The following is a 19,159-nucleotide window of genomic DNA, read 5'->3' on the forward strand; positions in this document are numbered from 1 at the left end:
GACTGCCTCGCCTGCCATGGGACATGCGTGCCAGTCTGCATGCTGGCGCTCGCGGCAGTCGTAGGCGAAGGGCCGAAACCGCTGCTGGACATTCAGGGCCCGGCCCCTGCCGCGCAGAGGCTAGCCGGATGCCCAGTGTTGCCATGCCGCGTCCGTGCGGCTGCCTGATGCTCCGAAATCCGCTTCCCGCGCAAAGCGCCTGAGGGATGTCTCGGTAACCCTCAAATGGCTGACACGGCACAAGCGGCTTTGCGCCGTCTGCAGCCAGCGGCGCAAGGACCAATCAAGCTGCGCCATAACCCCACCATGCACCTGTGCGCTGTGCAGGCGCAAGCGGCCATCGAGGATGAAGGCCTTCACCGACCGTGCGGACAGCTGCAGATCCTCGCAGACCTGCCGCAGCCCGACGCCTTCGCGGACCCGGGTGCTCAGGCGGCGCCTGTGCATCTGGCAGCGAACGGAGCGTTCGCTGCGGTCCAGCCGGAGGCAGATCACCTGCACGGGCAGGACGCCGGCCCAGCGTTCGAGTGCAAGCAGTTCTGCGGGACTCCAGCGGCGGCGAATTGCGCCATTCGGCCATGCGCTGTCGGATGTCAGGCAGTGTGTGATTGCCATGGAAAGCTCCCATTCATATGGCGCTGCGCTGTGGCATGGCCTGAATCCCGGATGCCGATGAGACAATTATTGATGGGGGATTCTTGTGCAAGCTTTTGATTTTGTTGATTGTTTTTGTTGTTTTGATTGCTGCTCGGATGGACGGCTCCATACCGCGATGCCTATCGTGGGGCCGGGACGCGGATCACGGAAATAGCGTCTGCACCGGCGCGCATATGCCAAGCCCCATGCGGATTTCCTGTTCGGCACCCGATTTCCATGAACGACTTCTTTGCTTTTTCAGGAGAACCCTTCATGCGCCTTCAGCCAAAGCATTTGAATTTTTCCGTTGCGTGCCTTGCGTTGCTGGCACTGCCGGCCGCGCAGGCCCTGCCCATGCAGGACGTGGGCACGTCGGCAGGCCCGCAGTGCGTGGGCCTGGACATCAACAACAGCGGCCATGTCGTGGGCGCCTGTGCAGAGAGCGACGGCTCGTCCGCAGGCTTCGTGTCGCTGGCGCCGGGCAGTGCGGCAGACCTTGCACGCCTGTCGCCGGGGCGCAACTGCAACGCGGCGGCCATCACCAACAGCGGCCAGGTGGTGGGCAGCTGCCTGGACGGCAATTCGGTGTCCGTGGGGGTGTTCTGGAATGCGGCCACGCCGGCCACGGTGCAGACACTGCAGCCGCTGACGCTCGATGTGCGCAGCATGCCCACGGCATTCAACCAGGGCGGCTATGTGGCAGGCGTCAGCCTGAGCGGCAGCAACACGGCCCGCCCTGTCATGTGGCGCAACAATGAAACCACGGCACGCGCGCTGCCGGCAGGCCTGCTGGGCCTGAACAGCACCAACTGCATTCCGTCCGATGTGGACAATTTCGTGGTGGGCGGCAACATGCCGGGCATCGTGGGCAACTGTCCCGACAACAGCGGACATCCGCGTCCTGTCTATTGGTCTGCCGCAGTTCTGGGCGGCTATATGGCCACGGCCCTGAACCTGCCTCTCAATGCCGTCTTCTGCCGCGCAAAGACCGTCGTCAATACCCGCATCATGGGCTACTGCGATTTCGGTGCCCAGGGTGGACGCACCGTCGTCTGGCTCAACTCGTCCTCCAGTCCGCAGGTGCTGTCCATATCGTCCCCGCCCGCGCGAAACAGCGGCGTCGATCTCAACATCCTCGGCGAGGTGATTGGGCACTACCAGTTGGCAGACGGGCGCAGCATGCCCTATTACTGGAACAGCCAGACCGGTGTCATCCGCGATATTCCTCCGCTGCCTGGCGGCATGAATGCACGTGTGGTGGATATCGGTGACAACGGAACGGTGGCAGGCCACAGCGAACTGGCCGACGGAAGTTCGCACGCGATCACCTGGACCCCCTTGGGCGGCACCGTGGACCAGGGAACCCTCGCAGGCGGCGAGAACAGTGCGGCCTCGGCACTGAGCCAGGATGGCTGCTACATGACAGGAAGGAGCGAAGTCGCGCAATTGGCCACGCATGCCTTCGTGCAGAACCTGTGCACGCCATGAAGGCGGAGCCTCATCTCACACCGTGCATAAAGGAAATACCATGAAGATGCGATATCCAAGACTTGCAACCACACTGGCAATCGTTGTGTGCGGGCTCTGGGCCCCTGCAGTGCAAGCGAACGGCATTTCATTCGAGAATTTTTCCTCCTCCAATGCGGCACAGGCTTTTTTTGGCTCATATAGTATGTTGCCCCTGATGATGGCGCGAACGAGCGAGTTGTCGAAATTGATGGAAATGATGACTGCGAATACAGGTAAAACCGAACTAATGCCACTTCAGATGATGGCGAAATGAATATGAGCATGTTTGCGGTATGAATGCGCCTGTGGTGAATATAGGCGATACCGCAATGGTGGCTTGCTACAGCGAACTGGGCGATGAAAGCTTTCGCGCCATCATCTGGGCGTCCACAAACAACGCGTGCTGTGTGCAGAATCTGTGGACTCCTGCTCGTCAGTATCAATTTAAAAACGATGAGATAAAGGGGTTGAAATGAGATTTCGATATGAAAAATCATTGTCCACTATGGTGGTATTTGGTGTTTTAATGTCCTCATCTGCGGCGCATGCAAATAATATTTATTTTTCGGAAGATGGTCTAATAAATTTGGAAAATAGCAGCCTGTATGCAAATGGTAGTTCAGTTGGAGCTGGCTTTTATCATACTTGTGGCAGTGTTTTGATAGCGAGAAATAAGTTGGTGACAGCTGCTTATTGCCTTGGGTATTCCTTTAGGGAACTACATTGATCAGGGCTTGAAAGCTAACTGTCTAATTTTACATGGCTTGTTTTGCCTGCTTGCGATTTGCTTTTTGGCCATTTGATGAGTAATTACCAGCATCAAATCAGTCTGGCAATGCCATGCGGCCCGGCCTTCCGCCATGGCTGGGCGCCTGTTCCGGCGCAGGGGCATCGTCGGCCATCAACTTCCTCATCAGGCCTCGCAGGATTGCCAGCGTCGGCGCCTCGCTGCGCTGACGCAGCGTGACCAGCCCGAAGCGGGCGGTGCTGCGCATGGGCGGGTCCATGGGCAATTCGGCCAGGTCCGGGGCGACGGCGCGAACGGCCAGCAGCACGGTGTCGCTGTTGCGCGCAACGTCCACGAGGCTGGGCAGCTCCTCGCACTGCAGTGTGACGAACCGCGCCGGGTGGGCCGTGGCGCCATAGGTCTCCACCAGCAGCCAGGCCACCTGGTCGCTCAGCGGGGTGGAGGCGACGGGGTAGCGCTGCACATCCTCGAAGCGCAGATCCCGCTGCAGGCGGGCGAGTGGATGGTCGGTGCGGCACATGAAGGCGGCGCGCATTTCGTGCACGACGTCCAGCGCAAGGTCAGGGGCGGGCCGCAGCGCGCGCAGGTCCACGACCAGGGCATCGAGCAGGCGCTCGCGTAGCGAGTGCACCAGCAGATCGGTGCTGCCGCGCGCCACCTCGGTTCGCACGCCGGGATGGTGCACGGTCATGTGCTGCAGGAACGGCGTCATCAATATTGCGCCGGGGCCCGATCCCAGGCCCACACGCACGGTGCCGGCCGCACCCTCGCGCAATTGGCGCCCCCTGTCACGCAGCTCGTCGGCTTCGGCCACCAGGGCGCGCGCCCGTCCCAGCATCTCGCGGCCGAAGGCTGTGAGTTCGCTGTGGCGGCCGATGCGGTCGAACAAGGGTATGCCCAGCTCCTGCTCCAGCGCGCGCACGCTGCGGCTGAGGGCCGGCTGTGTCAGATGCATGGCCTCGGCCGAGCGGCTGAAGGAGCCGGTCTGCGCCACCGATATGAGATGCCTGAGCTGCACCAGCGTCATGATTTTTCGCGCCCTTAAGTCTGCATGAAACTCATGCTAATGCAGCCAACAATGCATTGGACGTTCGATGGCCCGGCTCCTAGGATGCCGCGTATCCGGCCGACCGAGCCGGAGCCATCCACCAAGGAGACATGATGAGATTTTTGTTCCAGCGCGTTTGGCTGACGGGCGCCGGCCTGCTGCTGAGCGCGGGCTTGGCCTGTGCGCAGAGCCCGTCATCCAGGCCCGTGAGCCTGATGGTTCCCTATCCGGCCGGCGGCCCTTCGGATGCCATTGCCCGCATCTTCAGCGTGCCGCTGTCCAAGGCACTGGGCCAGCAGGTCATCGTGGAGAACCTGGGCGGCGTGAGCGGCGCCATGGCCGCGCAAAAGGTGCTGGCAGCGCCGCCCGACGGCCACTACGTCTTCCAGGGCTCGCCCAACGAGGTGATCCTGTCGCCGCTGGCCAATGCCGCCGTGCGGCTCAAGGCGGAGGATTTCCGCCTGGTCCATCCCGTGGCCGAGGCCGTGATGGTGTTTGTCGCCCGCAAGGACCTGGAGGCCGGCAACGTAGATGAGCTGATCGCACTGGCCCGCAAAAGCGCCAGCCGGCCGCTGTCGTACGGCAGCGTCGGGATTGGCTCGCTCTACCACCTGATTCTGGAGAAGGTGCAGCAGGACGCTGGCATACAACTCATGCATGCGCCCTACAAGGGCAATGCGCCGCTGCTGCAGGACATAGGCAGCGGGCAGGTCGATTTCGCTGTGCTCGTCTACAGCGCTGCCATGGGCGCGCTGGCCGAGCAGGGCCGGCTCAAGATCCTGGGGCAGCTGGGGGATCAGCGATCGGAGCTGCTCAAGAATGTGCCCACGGTGCGTGAGGGCCGGGAGCTGAAAAACTTCGCCTACAAGACCTGGACCAGTTTCCTGGTGCGCAAGGACACGCCGCAGGAGGTGGTGCAAAGGCTGCACCAGGCGATAGGCGCCATGCTCAAGGACCCGGGCGTGCGCGAGCAACTGGCCCTGCAGACGCAGCTGGCCGCAGCGCCCATGTCGCTTGCCGAGGCCGCGCAGTTCTATGAGGCCGAGACCGCCCGCTACCGGAGCATTGCCCGCTCCATCCGCCTGCAACCCCAGTGAAATGCAGCACATGAACACCCTTCTGGACACTTTGCGCGGCTCGGCCGCAGCCTTCGTCGAGGTGCGCCGCGACATCCACCGGCACCCCGAGCTCGGTTTCGAGGAACACCGCACCAGCGCCCTGGTCGCGCGGCAACTGGAGCAATGGGGATACGAGGTGGAGCGCGGCCTGGGCGGCACCGGCGTGGTGGGGCGGCTGGTGCGCGGCAGCGGCAGCCGGCGCCTGGGCCTGCGTGCCGACATGGACGCGCTGCCCATCACCGAGGCCAATGCCTTCGCCCACGCCAGCACGCATGACGGTGTCATGCATGCTTGCGGCCATGACGGTCATACCGCCATGCTGCTGGCAGCGGCCCGGCATCTGGCCGAGCACGGCGGCTTCGACGGAACGCTCACGCTGATCTTTCAGCCTGCGGAGGAGGGCGGCGGCGGTGCCCTGCGCATGATGGAAGACGGCCTCTTCGAGCGCCACCCCTGCGACGCCATCTTCGCCATGCACAACATGCCGGGCCTGCCCCAGGGAAGGCTGGCCTTGCGCGAGGGCGCGGCCATGGCGTCCTCCGACTACGCCACGCTCACCCTCACCGGCGTGGGAGGGCACGGTGCCATGCCGCACCGCACGGCCGATCCCATCGTGGCGGCCGCCAGCATCGTCATGGCCTTGCAGACCATCGTCTCGCGCAACATCGATCCGCTGCAGATGGCGGTGGTGACCGTGGGAGCCATCCACGCAGGCAAGGCCAACAACGTGATTGCCCACAGCGCTGCGCTGGAGTTGAGCGTGCGTGCGCTGGATGCCGATGTGCGCAGGCTGCTGGAGCAGCGCATTCGCGACCTGGTGAGTGCGCAGGCTGAGAGCTTCGGCGTGCAGGCGCAACTCGAGTGGCGGCCCGGCTATGCCGTGCTGGTCAACACGCCCAAGGAGACGGACTTCGCACGCCAGATCGCGCTGGAGCTGCTGGGCCCGGAACATGTCACGCTGCAGGCGCCACCCTTGCCGGGCAGCGAAGACTTTGCCTTCATGCTGCAGCGCGTGCCCGGCAGCTATCTGCTGATTGGCAATGGCGAGGGAAGCGAGCAAGGCGCCTGCATGGTGCACAACCCGGGCTATGACTTCAACGACGACAACATCGCCGTGGGCGCCGCCTACTGGGTGCTGCTGGCGCAGCGGTTTCTGGTGGCCGGTTGAACTGCTTGAGCCCGGCGCATCTCATTCGCCGTGGTGGACTTCCATCCAGCCCACGCGTCCCTGCCCGCTGTCGTTGAGGCGGCTCACAAAGCCTTCAGCCTGCGACTGCGGCAGGCGCAGATCGAACTGCACCAGGGAGCCATGCTCGACCTGGAGCAGCTCGGCGCCTGCCGCATCGATCTCGCGGCGCACCAGGCCTTCCAGCGCGTAGGGCACGGCGCAGCGCAGCGATTGCATGCGCTGCAGTGTCACTTTCTCGGCGGTCAGCAGGGCCTGGGCCACGGCATCGGTGTAGGCGCGCACCAGGCCACCTGCGCCCAGCTTGACGCCGCCGAAGTAGCGCACCACGGTGGCCAGCACGCCTTCCAGGTCCTGGTGGCGCAGCACGTCCAGCATGGGACGGCCTGCCGTGCCGCTGGGCTCGCCGTCATCGACGGCTGCCGACTGGCCGCCTGCCAGCAGAGCCCAGCAGACATGGGCGGCGCCGGGGTGCTCGCGCCATAGCGCGTCGACCACCGCCTGGGCGCTGGCGCGGTCGGCCATCGGCTGCACGCAACCGATGAAGCGGCTTTTCTTGATGATGAGTTCGCTGTGCGCGGGCGCACGGAGTGTCTGTGGCATGGAGGGCGGCAAGCTTACCCGATCGTCCCTGGCCCGGTGTTTGGCGCATGGATTCATTACGCCTTTATTACGAAGCGCTACACATTTGTGAGCATGCGTACCTTGTGTTATTTCAGCTTCAGAGGGTTGCATCCAGGTTTGTCCTACAGAAATCGTGAAAGATTCGCAGTAAGCTTTCTGTCAAGGAGGCGCAACCATGAACACCCCACCTTCCCGCGATCCCGTTCTCACCGAACACACCTTTGGCCGCGATCATTTCAGTCCTCCGCCCATGGCGTTGGAGCAGGCAGGCCAGGACCATGAAGCCGCCGGTGGCGGCCTTCCTCTGGACCTGGACCAGCGCATTCGCAACGTAGGCGAATGGTGATGGCTGCAGCCGTGCAGCCAAGGGCCATCCGGCCAGGCTGAGCGGCTCCAACGACCGCCGACAGGAACGCAGCAGGCAATGGCCTCGCTGCGCTGGATTTATCATTCCAACATCTTCACCCAGGCCGGCTGCGCAATGCACCGGCCTTTTTGCATTCCTGCCACAGCCTGTTCCCGCACCCATGAGCAATGACACCGTCCGCAGCCATTGGCTGCTGGCACCTGCCTGCGCCAGCGATGCCAGCCTGCCTGTGCCGCTGGGCGATGTGACGGCGCTGCTGGAGCAGGTGGGCCGTTCCAGCGGCAGCAGCGACGAGGTGGCCGGGCAGCTGCTGCACCTGCTGGGCCGGCATGTGCCGTTGGCGCAGTGCACGATCTTTTCGTTCCAGGGGCGATCTCGGCCGCGCATCGTGGGGTTCGGGGACCGGGCACGCACAGGCGCACTGCCTTTGATTTCCCAGGATTACAGCGAGCGCTTCTATCCACTGGACGGCGCGCAGCGCGTGATGCAGGCCGAGCTGGCGCGGCAGCAGCGCAATCCCCAGGCGCCAGCGCGCGTCTGGCTCCATCGCCAGAAGCCTTCGGACGTGAGCCATCCCGAGTACCGCCGTGTCTGCTATGACCTGCCCCGCCTGGTGGAGCGGCTTTCGCTGCTGACCCTGCAGACCGGCGCACGCTGGCTGGCGGTGAATCTGTACCGGGGTGAGGAGCACGGCAGCTTTGACCCGCAGTCCATTGCACGCATCGAGTCCTTTGCTCCGCTGGTCATGCAGGCCATGCGCCTGCATTACGCAGGCCAGGCCCTGCAGGACGATCTGGCGGGCCTGGTGCTGGCGCGCCTGGCGCGGCGCTTTGCGCATCTCACGCAACGCGATATGGACGTGGTGCGCTGCGTGGTCGAGGGGCTGGACACCGAGCGGCTGGCGCAGCGCCTGGGCATCACGGTGGCCAGTGCCCGGACCTATCTCAAGCGCGTCTGCGGCAAGCTGGGCGTGCAGGGGCAGCGCGAGCTGTTTGCCTTGTTGATGGAGCCCGAGGCGCTGTCCTGAGCCTGGGGGCTGGAGGGTCCTGTCTGTCCCCATCCGGGGACATTGCCGGAGCGGGGGCTGCCTACACTGCGGCCTCACAAAGACGCAAGACGCAAGACGGAGACATCCATGCATCAGCCCCATGCCCAGCCGCGGCATTCCATCTACTACCGGTACCGGGTGCACCAGCCCTGGCTGCCTTCGCAGCATCCAGGGGTGCAGCGCCATCCTGTCGTCATCGTCGGCACGGGCCCTGTGGGGCTGACCACGGCGCTGGAGCTGGCGCGCCACGGCCAGCGCTGCGTGCTGCTGGAGTCCGAACTGCAGGTGTCCGAAGGCAGCCGCGCCATCGTCTTCACGCGCCGCTCCATGGAGATCCTGCAGCAGGTGGGCGTGGCCGAGCGGGTCATGGCGAACGCCTTGCCCTGGCGCTGTGGCAACTCGTTCTACCGGGGGCAGCGCGTGTTCCGCATGGAGGCGCCGCACAGCGAGGACGATCGCTTCCATCCCATGACCAATCTGCAGCAGCAGTACCTGGAGGAATACCTGGTCGATGCGGTGCTGGCCCATCCGCTGATCGAGCTGCGCTGGGGCAACCGCGTGGACCGGGTGGAGCAGGTCGGCAGCGGCGCCGCCGCAAAGGCGCGGCTGCAAGTGGACACGCCGCAAGGCCCGTATGCGATGGAGGCCGACTGGCTGGTCGCCGCCGATGGCGCCCGCTCCGGCATACGCACGGCCATGGGCCTGGTGATGGAGGGGGCGTCGTACGAGGGCCGCTTCGTGATCGCCGACATCCGCATCGACCTGCCACTGCCCACGGAGCGCCTGGCCTTCTTCGACCCGGTCTGGAACCCCGGCAACACCATCCTGATGCACCGCGAGCCGCATGGCATCTGGCGCGTGGACTACCAACTGCCTGCGGGCGAGGACGCGCAGCAGGCGCTGCAGCCCGAATCGCTCAAGGCGCGCATCGACGCGCAGCTGGAGATGATCGGCTTCGGCGGCACGCCCTGGGAAATGGACTGGAGTTCGGTCTACTCCGCCCGCGCGCTGACCTTGCCGGACTATGTGCACGGCCGCGTGATCTTCGCGGGCGATGCGGCCCACATGCTGCCCATCTTCGGCGTGCGCGGTGCCAACACGGGTTTTCAGGATGCCCAGGCCCTGGCTTGGCGGCTGGCCCTGGTGGCGCGCGGCGTGGCGCCGGTGAGGCTGCTGGACAGCTACAGCGGCGAGCGCGTGGGCGCGGCGCGCGAGATTGTCGAAGAGGCCGGCAAGAGCACGCGCTTCATGGCGCCGCCCTCGCGCGGCTTCCGGCTGCTGCGCGATGCCGTGCTGTCGCTGTCGCTCACCCAGGAATTCGTGCGGCCGCTGTACCACTGGCGCACCTCCCGGCCGCACGAATACGCGCACTCGCCGCTCAACAGCGCGGATGACGACAACCACCTGTTTGAAGCCGGCCCTGGCCATGGCGCACCGCCGCTGAACCTGCGCCTGGGGCCCGATGACTATTTGCTGGACCACCTGGGCGGTGGATTCGACCTGCTGTATTTCACCGATGGCACGCCCGTGCCTGCCCAGTGGTGCGAAGTTGCCAGGATGGTGCGCGGCCGTGGCGTGGGCCTGCGCATCGTGGCCATCTCCAGCCAGGCGGCCGCGCAGCCGGTCCAGGGTGCCGATCTGACCCTGGCCGATGCAGATGGCCGCTGCCGTGCACGCCATGGCGTGCCGGCAGGGCACCCGCCTGGTGCCGCCTATCTGCTGCGGCCCGATCAGCATGTCTGCGCGCGCTGGCTGGCGCTGGATGCCCGGCGCCTGCAATCGGCCATCGACAACGCCACCTGCACGCAAGGAGTTCCGGCATGAGCCAAGAACAGACATCACCCCACACCCTTGATATCGCCGGCCTGGAAACTGTCTACGACCAGCTGGCCACAGCCATCGACACGGCGGGCCCGCAGCGGTCCGAGCTGTTCCTGGTCAAGCTGGCGCTGCTGGCGGCCGAACGGCTGGGCAGCGCGTCCGTGTTCTCGGAGCTGGTGCAGGCGGCGCAGCAGGATCTCTAGTGCGTAGTCGCGCTCCAGGGAAAACCGCTATCGCTGTCGGGGCGCCGACGGGCCGTGGCATGGCCGGCACTGGCTAACATCGGCCCGAAAACAAGGGTCCCGCGAGCCATGGATGTACTCAGTGAAGTTCTCGATATTTGCCGCTCGGAGCGCGCCGTCACGGCGCGCTTTGCGCTGACGGCGCCGTGGAGCCTGAAGTCCACGGGCGTCACCGGCGCCATGATCCGCATGGCGCGCGGCGCGCCTTACTGGATCCAGGTGGAGGGCATGCCGGCGCTGCGTGTCGACCCCGGCGATTTGGTCATGCTGCCCATGGGCGCCGCGCATGTGGTGGCGTCCGACATGGACGTTGCCAGCGAGCTGTTCTCGCGCATGATCGCCCGCCACGCCGAAGGACCGCGGGACGAGAATCCCCTGGTCTTCAGCCATGGCGGCGGCGGCGAGGCCACGGACATGTTTTCGGCCCTGTTGTGGTTTTCCGCCTACTGCCGTCATTCGGTATTCCGCATCCTGCCGCCGCTGATCCACATCCGGGCAAGCGACCTGCCGCTGGCCGACTGCCTGGCCACCACCATGGAGTCGCTCACGCTGGAGACGCTGGCGCGGCGCCCGGGCTGGCGCCTGTCGGCCGCGCGCATGGGCGAGCTGCTGCTGGTCAACATCCTGCGCGAGCACCTGGCGCGCGAGGCCGCCGTGGGTGAAGGCTGGCTGCGGGGCCTGGGCGATGCCTGTGTTGCGCGTGCCCTGGTGTGCATGCACCGCGAACCGCAGCGGGCCTGGAGCGTGGAGACGCTGGCCGTCGAGGCCGGCATGTCGCGCACCCGCTTCAGCATGCGTTTCAAGGAGCTGGTGGGTGCCACGCCCATCGGCTATCTGACGGCGCACCGCATGGCGCTGGCCGCCCAGCAGATGGAGGCCGGCGGGCTGTCATCGGCCCGCATCGCCGAGAACGCGGGCTACGACTCGCCGAAGGTGTTTGCACGGGCATTTCGCCGCTGGTCCGGGCACACGCCCAAGGCCTGGCTGGCGCAGGAGGCCGCAAAGAGGTCGGGCTGGCAGCAGCAGGAAGGCCGTATCAGGGGGCTGGAGCAAGACCCTTGACCAGCAGGGTTGAGTGCCGAAACGTACACTGGCCGGTTCCTTCCGCACAGGCTCCCAGAAGCCGAACCGCCCATCATGAACGCCCCCGTTGACGTTTCCTTCTTCCATCGCGCCGCCAAGCCGCTGACCAGCTATCGTCCTTACTGGGCCAAGCGCTTTGGCACGGCCCCGTTCCTGCCGATGAGCCGGGCTGAGATGGAACAGCTTGGCTGGGACAGCTGCGACGTGATCCTGGTGACGGGCGACGCCTATGTGGATCACCCCAGCTTCGGCATGTCGGTGATCGGCCGGGTGCTGGAGGCACAGGGCTTTCGCGTGGGCATCATTGCCCAGCCTGACTGGCAAAGCGCCGAGGCCTTCAAGGCCCTGGGCCGGCCCAACCTGTTCTGGGGCGTGACGGCGGGCAACATGGATTCCATGATCAACCGCTACACGGCCGATCGCAAGATCCGCTCCGACGATGCCTATACGCCGGGCGACGTGGGCGGCAAGCGCCCTGACCGCGCGGCCATCGTCTACAGCCAGCGCTGCCGCGAGGCCTACAAGGACGTGCCCATCGTGCTGGGCGGCATCGAGGGCAGCCTGCGCCGCATCGCCCATTACGACTACTGGAGCGACAAGGTGCGCCGCTCCATCGTCGTGGACAGCAAGTGCGACATCCTGCTGTACGGCAACGCCGAACGCGCCCTGGTCGAGGTGGCCCACCGCCTGGCTGCGCGCGAGCCCGTGGAAAGCATTACCGACGTGCGCGGCACGGCCTTCTTCCGCCGTGAGTCGGAGGCGGGCTGGTTCGAGCTGGATTCCTCCGTGGTGGACGAGCCCGGCGTGGTCGAGCCCCACATCAACCCCTACATGACCACCAGCGAGCAGGCCGAGGCCCAGGGCCAGACCTGCTCCAAGGAAGAGGGTGATGCCGACGCGAAGCCGGACGGCGCCTCGGTCGCCGCTGTTCAGACCATCCAGTTCGTGCCCAACCCGTCGCTGCGCGGCAAGGGCAAGCAGCCGCCGCGCGACAAGACCGTGCTGCGCCTGCCCAGCTATGAGCAGGTCAAGGCCGATCCCATCCTCTACGCCCACGCCAACCGCGTGCTGCACCTGGAGACCAATCCCGGCAACGCCCGCGCCCTGGTCCAGGCCCACGGCGAAGGAGTGACCGCGCGCGATGTGTGGCTGAACCCGCCCCCCATCCCGCTGACCACGGCCGAGATGGACTGGGTCTTTGGCCTGCCGTATGCGCGAAGCCCCCATCCCAGCTATGCCGACGCCAACGGCAGCCATGAGGGCGAGACCAAGATCCCGGCCTGGGAGATGATCCGCACCTCGGTCAACATCATGCGCGGCTGCTTCGGCGGCTGCACCTTCTGCTCCATCACCGAGCATGAAGGCCGCATCATCCAGAGCCGCTCCGAGGAGTCCATCATCCAGGAGGTCGAGGACATCCGCGACAAGGTCAAGGGCTTCACCGGCACCATCTCCGACCTGGGCGGCCCCACGGCCAACATGTACCGCCTGGGCTGCAAGAGCCCCGAGATCGAGGCCGCCTGCCGCAAGCCCAGCTGCGTGTTCCCCGGCATCTGCCAGAACCTGCACACCGACCATGCCCCGCTGGTCAAGATCTACCGCCGCGCGCGCAATCTGCCGGGCATCAAGAAGATCCTGATCGGCTCGGGCCTGCGCTACGACTTGGCCGTGAAGTCGCCCGAGTACGTCAAGGAACTGGTGCAGCACCATGTGGGCGGCTACCTGAAGATCGCGCCCGAGCACACCGAATCCGGGCCGCTGACCAAGATGATGAAGCCGGGCATAGGCAGCTATGACCGCTTCAAGCAGATGTTCGAGCAGTTCAGCGAGGAAGCGGGCAAGAAGCAGTACCTGATTCCCTACTTCATCGCCGCCCACCCGGGCACCAGCGACGAGGACATGATGAACCTCGCCATCTGGCTGAAGAAGAACGGATTTCGCGCCGACCAGGTGCAGACCTTCTACCCCAGCCCCATGGCCACGGCCACGGCCATGTACCACTCGGGTCGCAACACCCTCACCAAGGTGCGTCGCCAGATGCGCGACGTAAGCGAGGAGTCGGTGGACATCGTGCGCGGTGAAAAGCGCCGCCGACTGCACAAGGCCTTCCTGCGCTACCACGACCCCAACAACTGGCCGCTGCTGCGCGAGGCCTTGAAGGCCATGGGCCGTGCCGACCTCATCGGCAACGGCAAGCAGCACCTGATCCCCACCTTCCAGCCCCTGGTCGATGGCGGCTACCAGAGCGCGCGCCGCAAGAACAGCACCCAGGGAACGGGCATGGCAGCGCGTGCCGTGGTCTCCCAGCAGGGCAAGGCCTATGCCCTCAACAAGGCCGGTGGCAAGAGTGCGGGGCCGGGCAAGGCGCAGGCACAGGCCCGCGACCCCGGAGGCGACGTGCGCTTGCGCTCCAGCCAGCCCAAGCCCGGCCGCATGCTGACCCAGCACACGGGCCTGCCACCGCGCCCTGGCGTGGGCGGCTCCGCAGGCGCTGCCGGGGCCGGCCGCAAGGCCGCGCCGGGCGGACGCAAGCCGCGCTGAGGCGCCTCAGCCGACTGCCGGCGCCAGCGTGCCCTGCCATTCGCGGCGGGCGGCCTGGGCACCGCTTTCGAAGTACTGCGTGTCCAGCGGCACGGGCCGCGCCAGGGCAAAGCCCTGCGCGTAGTCCACGCCCACGGCCTGCAGGGCCTGGGCGATCTCCCGGCTTTCCACATACTCGGCCACCGTGCGCTTGCCCAGGATATGGCCTATGCGGTTGATCATCTCCACCATGGCGTGGTTGCTGGGGTCCTGGAGCATGTCGCGCACAAAGCCGCCGTCGATCTTCAGATAGTCCACGGGCAACTGCTTCAGATAGGTCAGCGAGGACATGCCCACGCCGAAGTCGTCCAGCGCAAAACGGCAGCCCAGCGTGCGCAGGGCCTGGATCAGCCGGGTGGCGCTGGACAGACTGGCGATGGCGCTGGTCTCGGTGATCTCGAAGCACAGCAGCTGCGGCGCAATGCCGTGCGTGCTCAGCTGCGCCTGCACAAAGTCCAGCAGCCCGTCGTCGTCGAGGCTGGGGCCTGACAGATTGATGGCGCAGGTGTCGATATGGCGCAGCGCGGCCGGATGCTCGGCCAGCGTGGCCAGCGTTCTGGCGATCACCCAGCGGTCGACGGTGGGCATGATGCCGTAGCGCTCTGCTGCGGGTATGAACGCGGCTGGCGAGATGATCTGGCCCTGCTCGTCGCGCAACCGCAGCAGCACCTCGAAATGCAGGCCGCGCTGGCCATCGGGCTGCAGCGGTGCAATGCTTTGTGCATACAGGCAAAAGCGCTCCTGCTCCAGCGCCGTGCGTATGCGCGTGACCCATTCCATCTCGCTGACGTGGCGGGTGTATTCGCCGTCGTCGCTGCGGTAGACATAGATGCGGTTGCGGCCGCGCTCCTTGGCGCGGTAGCAGGCCATGTCGGCCATGCGCAGCAGGTCCTGGGCCGACTGGACCTCGCCGCCGATGTGGACCAGTCCAATGCTCAGTCCTGTGCGCAGCACCTGCTTGCCCCAGTGCACGTGCAGGGCTTCGGCAGCCTGGCGCAGCTTTTCGGCAATGCGCAGCGCGGGCTCGGGCGGACAGTTCTCCAGAAGAACGCCGAATTCGTCGCCGCCCAGGCGGGCCAGGGTGTCTGTCTCGCGCAGGTTGTGCAGCAGCAGACGGCTGACCTCGCACAGCATTTCATCGCCCGCCGGATGGCCGCAGGTCTCGTTGATGAGCTTGAACTGGTCCAGATCCATGTACAGCAGGGCTGCGGGCCGCAGCCTGTGCTGGCCCTGGTTGAGCAGGCGCTGCAGGCGGCGCTCGAATTCCACGCGGTTCTCCAGCCCGGTCAGGCCGTCATGGCTGGCATGCCAGGAAAGCTGGTCCAGATACTGCTGCTCACGCGAGACATCCCTGAGCACGATCACCGCACCTGCCGGGCGCTCCCCGCCGCCGCTGATGGCCGAGCCCATGAGCTTGACCGGCACGATGCTGCGGTCATGGCGCCGCAGCCACCGCGTGTGCTCTTCGCGCAATTGCCGACCCGACAGCAGATGGGTCAGCAGGCTTTCCGCCGTCTGGGTGGTGTCGATGCTGTTGAAATGCAGGCCCTTGGCCAGGTGCCGTCCCTTGAGCTGCTGCTCGCTGCTGCCCAGCAGGCCCAGCGCGGCAGGGTTGGCATAGTCCACCACGCCCTGGGCGTCCGTGGTGATCACGGCATCGCCCAGCGATGCCAGCGTGGTCTGGGCCCTTTCCTTTTCGGTCAGCAGGTCGTTTTGCACCTGCTGGCGCTGCTGCAGCATGCGCCGCGTATGCCAGAGAGCCACCAGGATCAGCGCCACGCCCAGCATCAGGTGAATGCACTGCAGCCACACCACCATCTGCCGGGAGCTGCGGCCCAGCGAGGCGCTGAACTGCTGGGTGGCGGGTGTGACGCCGGCGTTGATCTGCTCGATCTCGCGCTTCCAGGTGATGACGTCCTCGGCGCTCACGCTTCCCACGGTGTGGCGCTGCTCTATCTCCTGCGCCAGCCGGTCGAGCTGCTGCAGGTACTGGTCGCCCTGCTTCCAGTAACGATAGGGCTCCTCCAGCAGTTCGACATGGCGAAAAGTCTGCATCAGCCAGATCAGCGCGTCGGCATCGTCCGGGTGGTTGCCTCCCAGCAGAATGCCGGCGCGCGCGTCCTTGACCCTGGCCGGCACATCGTCCAGCGCCATGCGGGCCTGCCAGTCGCCTGCAGGAACGATCATGGCCTGCTCGAAGCGCGCTAGGTCGCGCGCCGAGCCGCTGTCCACATAGCGGCTCAGGGCGTAGATGGCATCCTTCTGTGCCTTGGACCACAGGCTTTCTCCGGCCACGAAGGCGCGCACCGCAGACACAAGGTAGAGGCTGCCGCTGGCCATGACCACCAGCACCACGACCACCAGCACCAGGGGCCAGATGCGCTGCACCAGCTGCAGTACCGGCACATGGGCTGGGGGCTGGCTTTGCATAGGCGGTGGACGGAAGGGGGACCCAGCGGCGGCCTTAGGCGCTGGCGCCGATGCGCTGCAGGCCAGGCGCTGAGTGGCTAGGTGGCTGACGCATCCCGGATAGCGGGGCGGTCGATGGATGTTCTCGAACCATGGGGCTGCCTCCAGATGAGCCGATTATGGGTGTTTCCAGATGTGTTCGGGTTGTCTGGTTGTATGCGCAGCTCTGATTTAAGAGGAGCAGGCTATCGCGGTAAAGAGGGTCGTCGGCAGCAGCATGTTCATACTCGGCGGGCAGCCGCGACCCAGGCGGCTTGTAGGCCGTGCGCAGATGCTGCCTTTCGGCATTCGCCTACAAGCGGCGCGAGGCCGCTGGCTGAGCGGCAAGCGGATGCAGGGGCAGGTCGTGGCGCTCGGCCAGGTCTGCCAGTTCGGCGCAGGACAGGGCAGCCAGGAAGGCTTCCAGGGCCGCATGCGTGGCCGGGTTGCGCATGCAGGCGATGCTGCCATCGCCCGGCACCGATGCTGCTGCGCACAGGCGTGCCGCGAAATGCGGCTCCAGTGCCGCCACGGCCACCGAACCGTCGGCGCAGGCATAGACGCGATAGCCTGCGTGTGCTCCGCCCACATCTCCGTCGGGCCGGGTCAGGCCCCAGTGCCAGGGCAGGGCCAGCCATTGCGCGGCCTGTGCCAGTCCTGTTTCCTGCAGGTTGCCGTGGCCGCTGCGCTGGCGGAGCAGCCAGGCCTTGAGCACGGCCTCGCTGGCCATCAGCGCGCCAGCCATGTCGGCAAACAGGCTGGGTGGCATGGCGCCGCCCTGTACCAGCCCCGCCTCGGCCTGATAGGTCAGGTCATGGCCCGGCACATCGGCCAGGGCTCCCGCGCTGCCGACGATGCGCACCAGCGACAGCTGCGGATGGCGCTGCTGCAGCGACGCCCAGTCCAGCCCCAGCTTGGCCAGCGCGGCGGGGCGAAACGAGGTCAGCAGGATGTCGGCGCTTTCCAGCGCCTTGTGCAGCGCGGCCTGTCCGTCCTCGGTCTTGAGCTGTGCCTGCCAGACCGCGATGCCCTGGTGCATGTCGGAATAGGCCTGCGGGCTGTAGAGCGCCATCGGGTCCGCGCCGGCAGGCCCTGGCTGCGCAGAGGGCGGCTCCAGCTTGCTGCACTGCGCGCCCATGGCCGCGCAGCGCATCAGGGCGGCGGGACCCGGCAGGTTCAGTGCCAGGCTCAGAATGCGTACGCCGGACAGGGGCAGCCCGTCTGCAGGCGAGGAGGTGAAGGGAGTGAGGCAGGCGTGATCTGGCATGGGAATGGAGCGTCTCGTTCTTCATTCGATGTTTCGGCTGCCCGGATGATCGCACCGGTACCTGCGCAGACCTGGCGCATACCGGACTGCCAGGATGCAAAAACCGCCCGCACAAAGAAAATGCCGCCAGGGCAGGGAGCGCTGGCGGCATGCCTTGTCACCCGGCGCAGGGCCAGGTGGCTGGGGTGGCGGTCAGACCACCTTGGCGATCGACTGGCAGACGTAGTCGATGTTCTTGCTGTTGAGCGCGGCCACGCACATGCGGCCCGTGTCCGTGCCGTAGACGCCGAACTCGGTGCGCAGGCGCACCATCTGGTCCTTGCTCAGGCCGGAGTAGCTGAACATGCCGATCTGCGTGGTGATGAAGCTCATGTCCTGCTGGACGCCGGCAGCCTTCAGGCCATCGACCAGCTTCTGGCGCATGGCCTTGATGCGCACGCGCATCTCGCCCAGTTCCTTTTCCCACAGGGCGCGCAGCTCGGGGTTGTTCAGCACGGCCGCCACCACGGCGCCACCATGGGTGGGCGGGTTGGAATAGTTGGTGCGGATCACGATCTTGAGCTGGCTCAGCACGCGGGCCGCCTCTTCCTTGTCGTTGGCCACCACCGACAGCGCGCCCACGCGCTCGCCGTACAGGCTGAAGCTCTTGGAGAACGAGGTCGAGACGAAGATGTTCAGGCCGGCGGCCACGAACTTGCCGATCACGGCGCCGTCTTCGGCAATGCCGTGGCCAAAGCCCTGGTAGGCCATGTCGAGGAAGGCCACCAGACCCTTGGCCTTGACGGCGGCGATCACCTGGTCCCACTGCTCGGCCGTGATGTCATAGCCGGTCGGGTTGTGGCAGCAGGCGTGCAGCACCACGATAGTGCCAGGGGCCGCTGCGTTCAGGTCGGCCAGCATGCCTTCGAAGTTCACCTTGCGGTTGACGGCATCGTAGTAGGCATAGGTGCCCACCTCGAAACCGGCGTTCGTGAAGATGGCCTTGTGGTTTTCCCAGCTAGGGTCGGAGATCAGCACCTTGGCAGTGGGGCTGATCTTCTTGAGGAAGTCGGCGCCGATCTTCAGGCCGCCGGTGCCGCCGATGGCCTGCACCGTGGACACGCGGCCGGATTTGACGACGTCGGACTCGGCGCCGAACACCAGGCCCTTGACTGCGGCATCATAGGCAGCGATGCCGTCGATGGGCAGGTAGCCGCGGGCCGTGGGCTTGTCCATCATCGCCTTCTCGGCGGCCTGCACGCACTCGAGCAGGGGCAACTTGCCGTTGTCGTCGAAGTACACGCCCACGCCCAGATTCACCTTGCTGGGGTTGGTGTCGGCAGCGAACTGCTCGTTCAGACCCAGGATGGGGTCGCGGGGGGCCATTTCGACGGCGGTAAACAGAGACATGAAGCGTCCTTGGGATGTCTTGGGAGGTGGAAAAAACGCGGCTAG

At 65.9% G+C, this 19,159-nt stretch carries 17 protein-coding genes; 11 read left to right on the forward strand and 6 right to left on the reverse strand.

All coding sequences use genetic code 11. The features are described from left to right. Positions 1-120: 120 nt before the first annotated feature. Positions 121-615 (reverse strand): hypothetical protein, encoded by a 495-nt coding sequence (locus tag G4D77_RS29610; RefSeq protein ID WP_154834197.1) that lies wholly within the window; start codon positions 613-615, stop codon positions 121-123. 294 nt (positions 616-909) lie between these two features. On the opposite strand from G4D77_RS29610, the gene G4D77_RS29615 reads away from it, so the two are divergent. From G4D77_RS29615 to G4D77_RS29625, 3 genes are read left to right on the forward strand one after another with little or no spacing between them, the layout of a single operon-like run. Continuing rightward, positions 910-2,124, forward strand: coding sequence for an HAF repeat-containing protein (locus G4D77_RS29615; protein WP_154834198.1), 1,215 nt, complete (start codon positions 910-912; stop codon positions 2,122-2,124). Positions 2,125-2,164: 40 nt separating this feature from the next. Next, positions 2,165-2,419, forward strand: coding sequence for a hypothetical protein (locus G4D77_RS29620; RefSeq protein WP_154834199.1), 255 nt, complete (start codon positions 2,165-2,167; stop codon positions 2,417-2,419). A 19-nt stretch (positions 2,420-2,438) separates the two neighbouring features. Next, positions 2,439-2,621 (forward strand): hypothetical protein, encoded by a 183-nt coding sequence (locus G4D77_RS29625; RefSeq protein WP_128422701.1) that lies wholly within the window; start codon positions 2,439-2,441, stop codon positions 2,619-2,621. 348 nt (positions 2,622-2,969) lie between these two features. On the opposite strand, the gene G4D77_RS29630 is transcribed toward G4D77_RS29625, so the two are convergent. Then, entirely contained in the window at positions 2,970-3,920 is a 951-nt protein-coding gene (locus G4D77_RS29630; protein WP_154834200.1) for a LysR family transcriptional regulator, read from the reverse strand. A 134-nt stretch (positions 3,921-4,054) separates the two neighbouring features. On the opposite strand from G4D77_RS29630, the gene G4D77_RS29635 reads away from it, so the two are divergent. Both G4D77_RS29635 and G4D77_RS29640 read left to right on the forward strand, forming a co-directional pair. Then, positions 4,055-5,038: a tripartite tricarboxylate transporter substrate binding protein gene (locus G4D77_RS29635; protein ID WP_154834201.1), complete on the forward strand. Its 984-nt coding sequence runs from the start codon at positions 4,055-4,057 to the stop codon at positions 5,036-5,038. 10 nt (positions 5,039-5,048) lie between these two features. After that, positions 5,049-6,227 carry a M20 aminoacylase family protein gene (locus G4D77_RS29640; protein ID WP_154834202.1) on the forward strand — a complete coding sequence of 393 codons (1,179 nt, stop codon included), beginning with the start codon at positions 5,049-5,051 and terminating at the stop codon, positions 6,225-6,227. Between the two features lie 21 nt (positions 6,228-6,248). Here the strand turns inward: G4D77_RS29640 and G4D77_RS29645 are convergent, their stop codons facing one another. Next, on the reverse strand, positions 6,249-6,848 hold the full coding sequence (locus G4D77_RS29645) for an IMPACT family protein (RefSeq protein ID WP_154834203.1): 600 nt from the start codon (positions 6,846-6,848) through the stop codon (positions 6,249-6,251). 196 nt (positions 6,849-7,044) lie between these two features. On the opposite strand from G4D77_RS29645, the gene G4D77_RS29650 reads away from it, so the two are divergent. The 6 genes from G4D77_RS29650 to G4D77_RS29675 all read left to right on the forward strand — a co-directional run bounded on the left by G4D77_RS29650 (position 7,045) and on the right by G4D77_RS29675 (position 13,971). Continuing rightward, positions 7,045-7,215: a hypothetical protein gene (locus tag G4D77_RS29650; protein WP_016447134.1), complete on the forward strand. Its 171-nt coding sequence runs from the start codon at positions 7,045-7,047 to the stop codon at positions 7,213-7,215. A 181-nt stretch (positions 7,216-7,396) separates the two neighbouring features. After that, entirely contained in the window at positions 7,397-8,263 is an 867-nt protein-coding gene (locus G4D77_RS29655; RefSeq protein ID WP_016447133.1) for a helix-turn-helix transcriptional regulator, read from the forward strand. A gap of 108 nt (positions 8,264-8,371) precedes the next feature. Continuing rightward, positions 8,372-10,108 (forward strand): FAD-dependent monooxygenase, encoded by a 1,737-nt coding sequence (locus tag G4D77_RS29660; RefSeq protein WP_154834204.1) that lies wholly within the window; start codon positions 8,372-8,374, stop codon positions 10,106-10,108. Then, positions 10,105-10,308, forward strand: coding sequence for a hypothetical protein (locus G4D77_RS29665; protein ID WP_016447131.1), 204 nt, complete (start codon positions 10,105-10,107; stop codon positions 10,306-10,308). Before G4D77_RS29660 ends, G4D77_RS29665 begins: the two co-directional genes overlap by 4 nt. 108 nt (positions 10,309-10,416) lie before the next feature. Then, positions 10,417-11,409: an AraC family transcriptional regulator gene (locus G4D77_RS29670; RefSeq protein ID WP_154834205.1), complete on the forward strand. Its 993-nt coding sequence runs from the start codon at positions 10,417-10,419 to the stop codon at positions 11,407-11,409. Between the two features lie 75 nt (positions 11,410-11,484). Next, the gene (locus tag G4D77_RS29675; protein WP_213757824.1) at positions 11,485-13,971 is read left to right on the forward strand and encodes a YgiQ family radical SAM protein; all 2,487 of its coding nucleotides are present in this window, start codon (positions 11,485-11,487) and stop codon (positions 13,969-13,971) included. A gap of 6 nt (positions 13,972-13,977) precedes the next feature. On the opposite strand, the gene G4D77_RS29680 is transcribed toward G4D77_RS29675, so the two are convergent. The 3 genes from G4D77_RS29680 to G4D77_RS29690 all read right to left on the reverse strand — a co-directional run bounded on the left by G4D77_RS29680 (position 13,978) and on the right by G4D77_RS29690 (position 19,114). Beyond that, positions 13,978-16,440, reverse strand: a complete 2,463-nt coding sequence (locus G4D77_RS29680; RefSeq protein WP_043790148.1) for an EAL domain-containing protein — start codon at positions 16,438-16,440, stop codon at positions 13,978-13,980. 331 nt (positions 16,441-16,771) lie between these two features. Further along, positions 16,772-17,725: a CoA transferase gene (locus G4D77_RS29685; RefSeq protein WP_154834207.1), complete on the reverse strand. Its 954-nt coding sequence runs from the start codon at positions 17,723-17,725 to the stop codon at positions 16,772-16,774. Positions 17,726-17,917: 192 nt separating this feature from the next. Next, a complete protein-coding gene (locus G4D77_RS29690; RefSeq protein ID WP_154834208.1) occupies positions 17,918-19,114 on the reverse strand; it encodes an amino acid aminotransferase in 1,197 nt (398 codons plus the stop codon). Positions 19,115-19,159 lie beyond the last annotated feature (45 nt).

Source organism: Delftia sp. WY8, from assembly GCF_018437695.1.
In the GTDB taxonomy this organism is placed as follows: Bacteria; Pseudomonadota; Gammaproteobacteria; order Burkholderiales; family Burkholderiaceae_C; genus Comamonas; species Comamonas tsuruhatensis.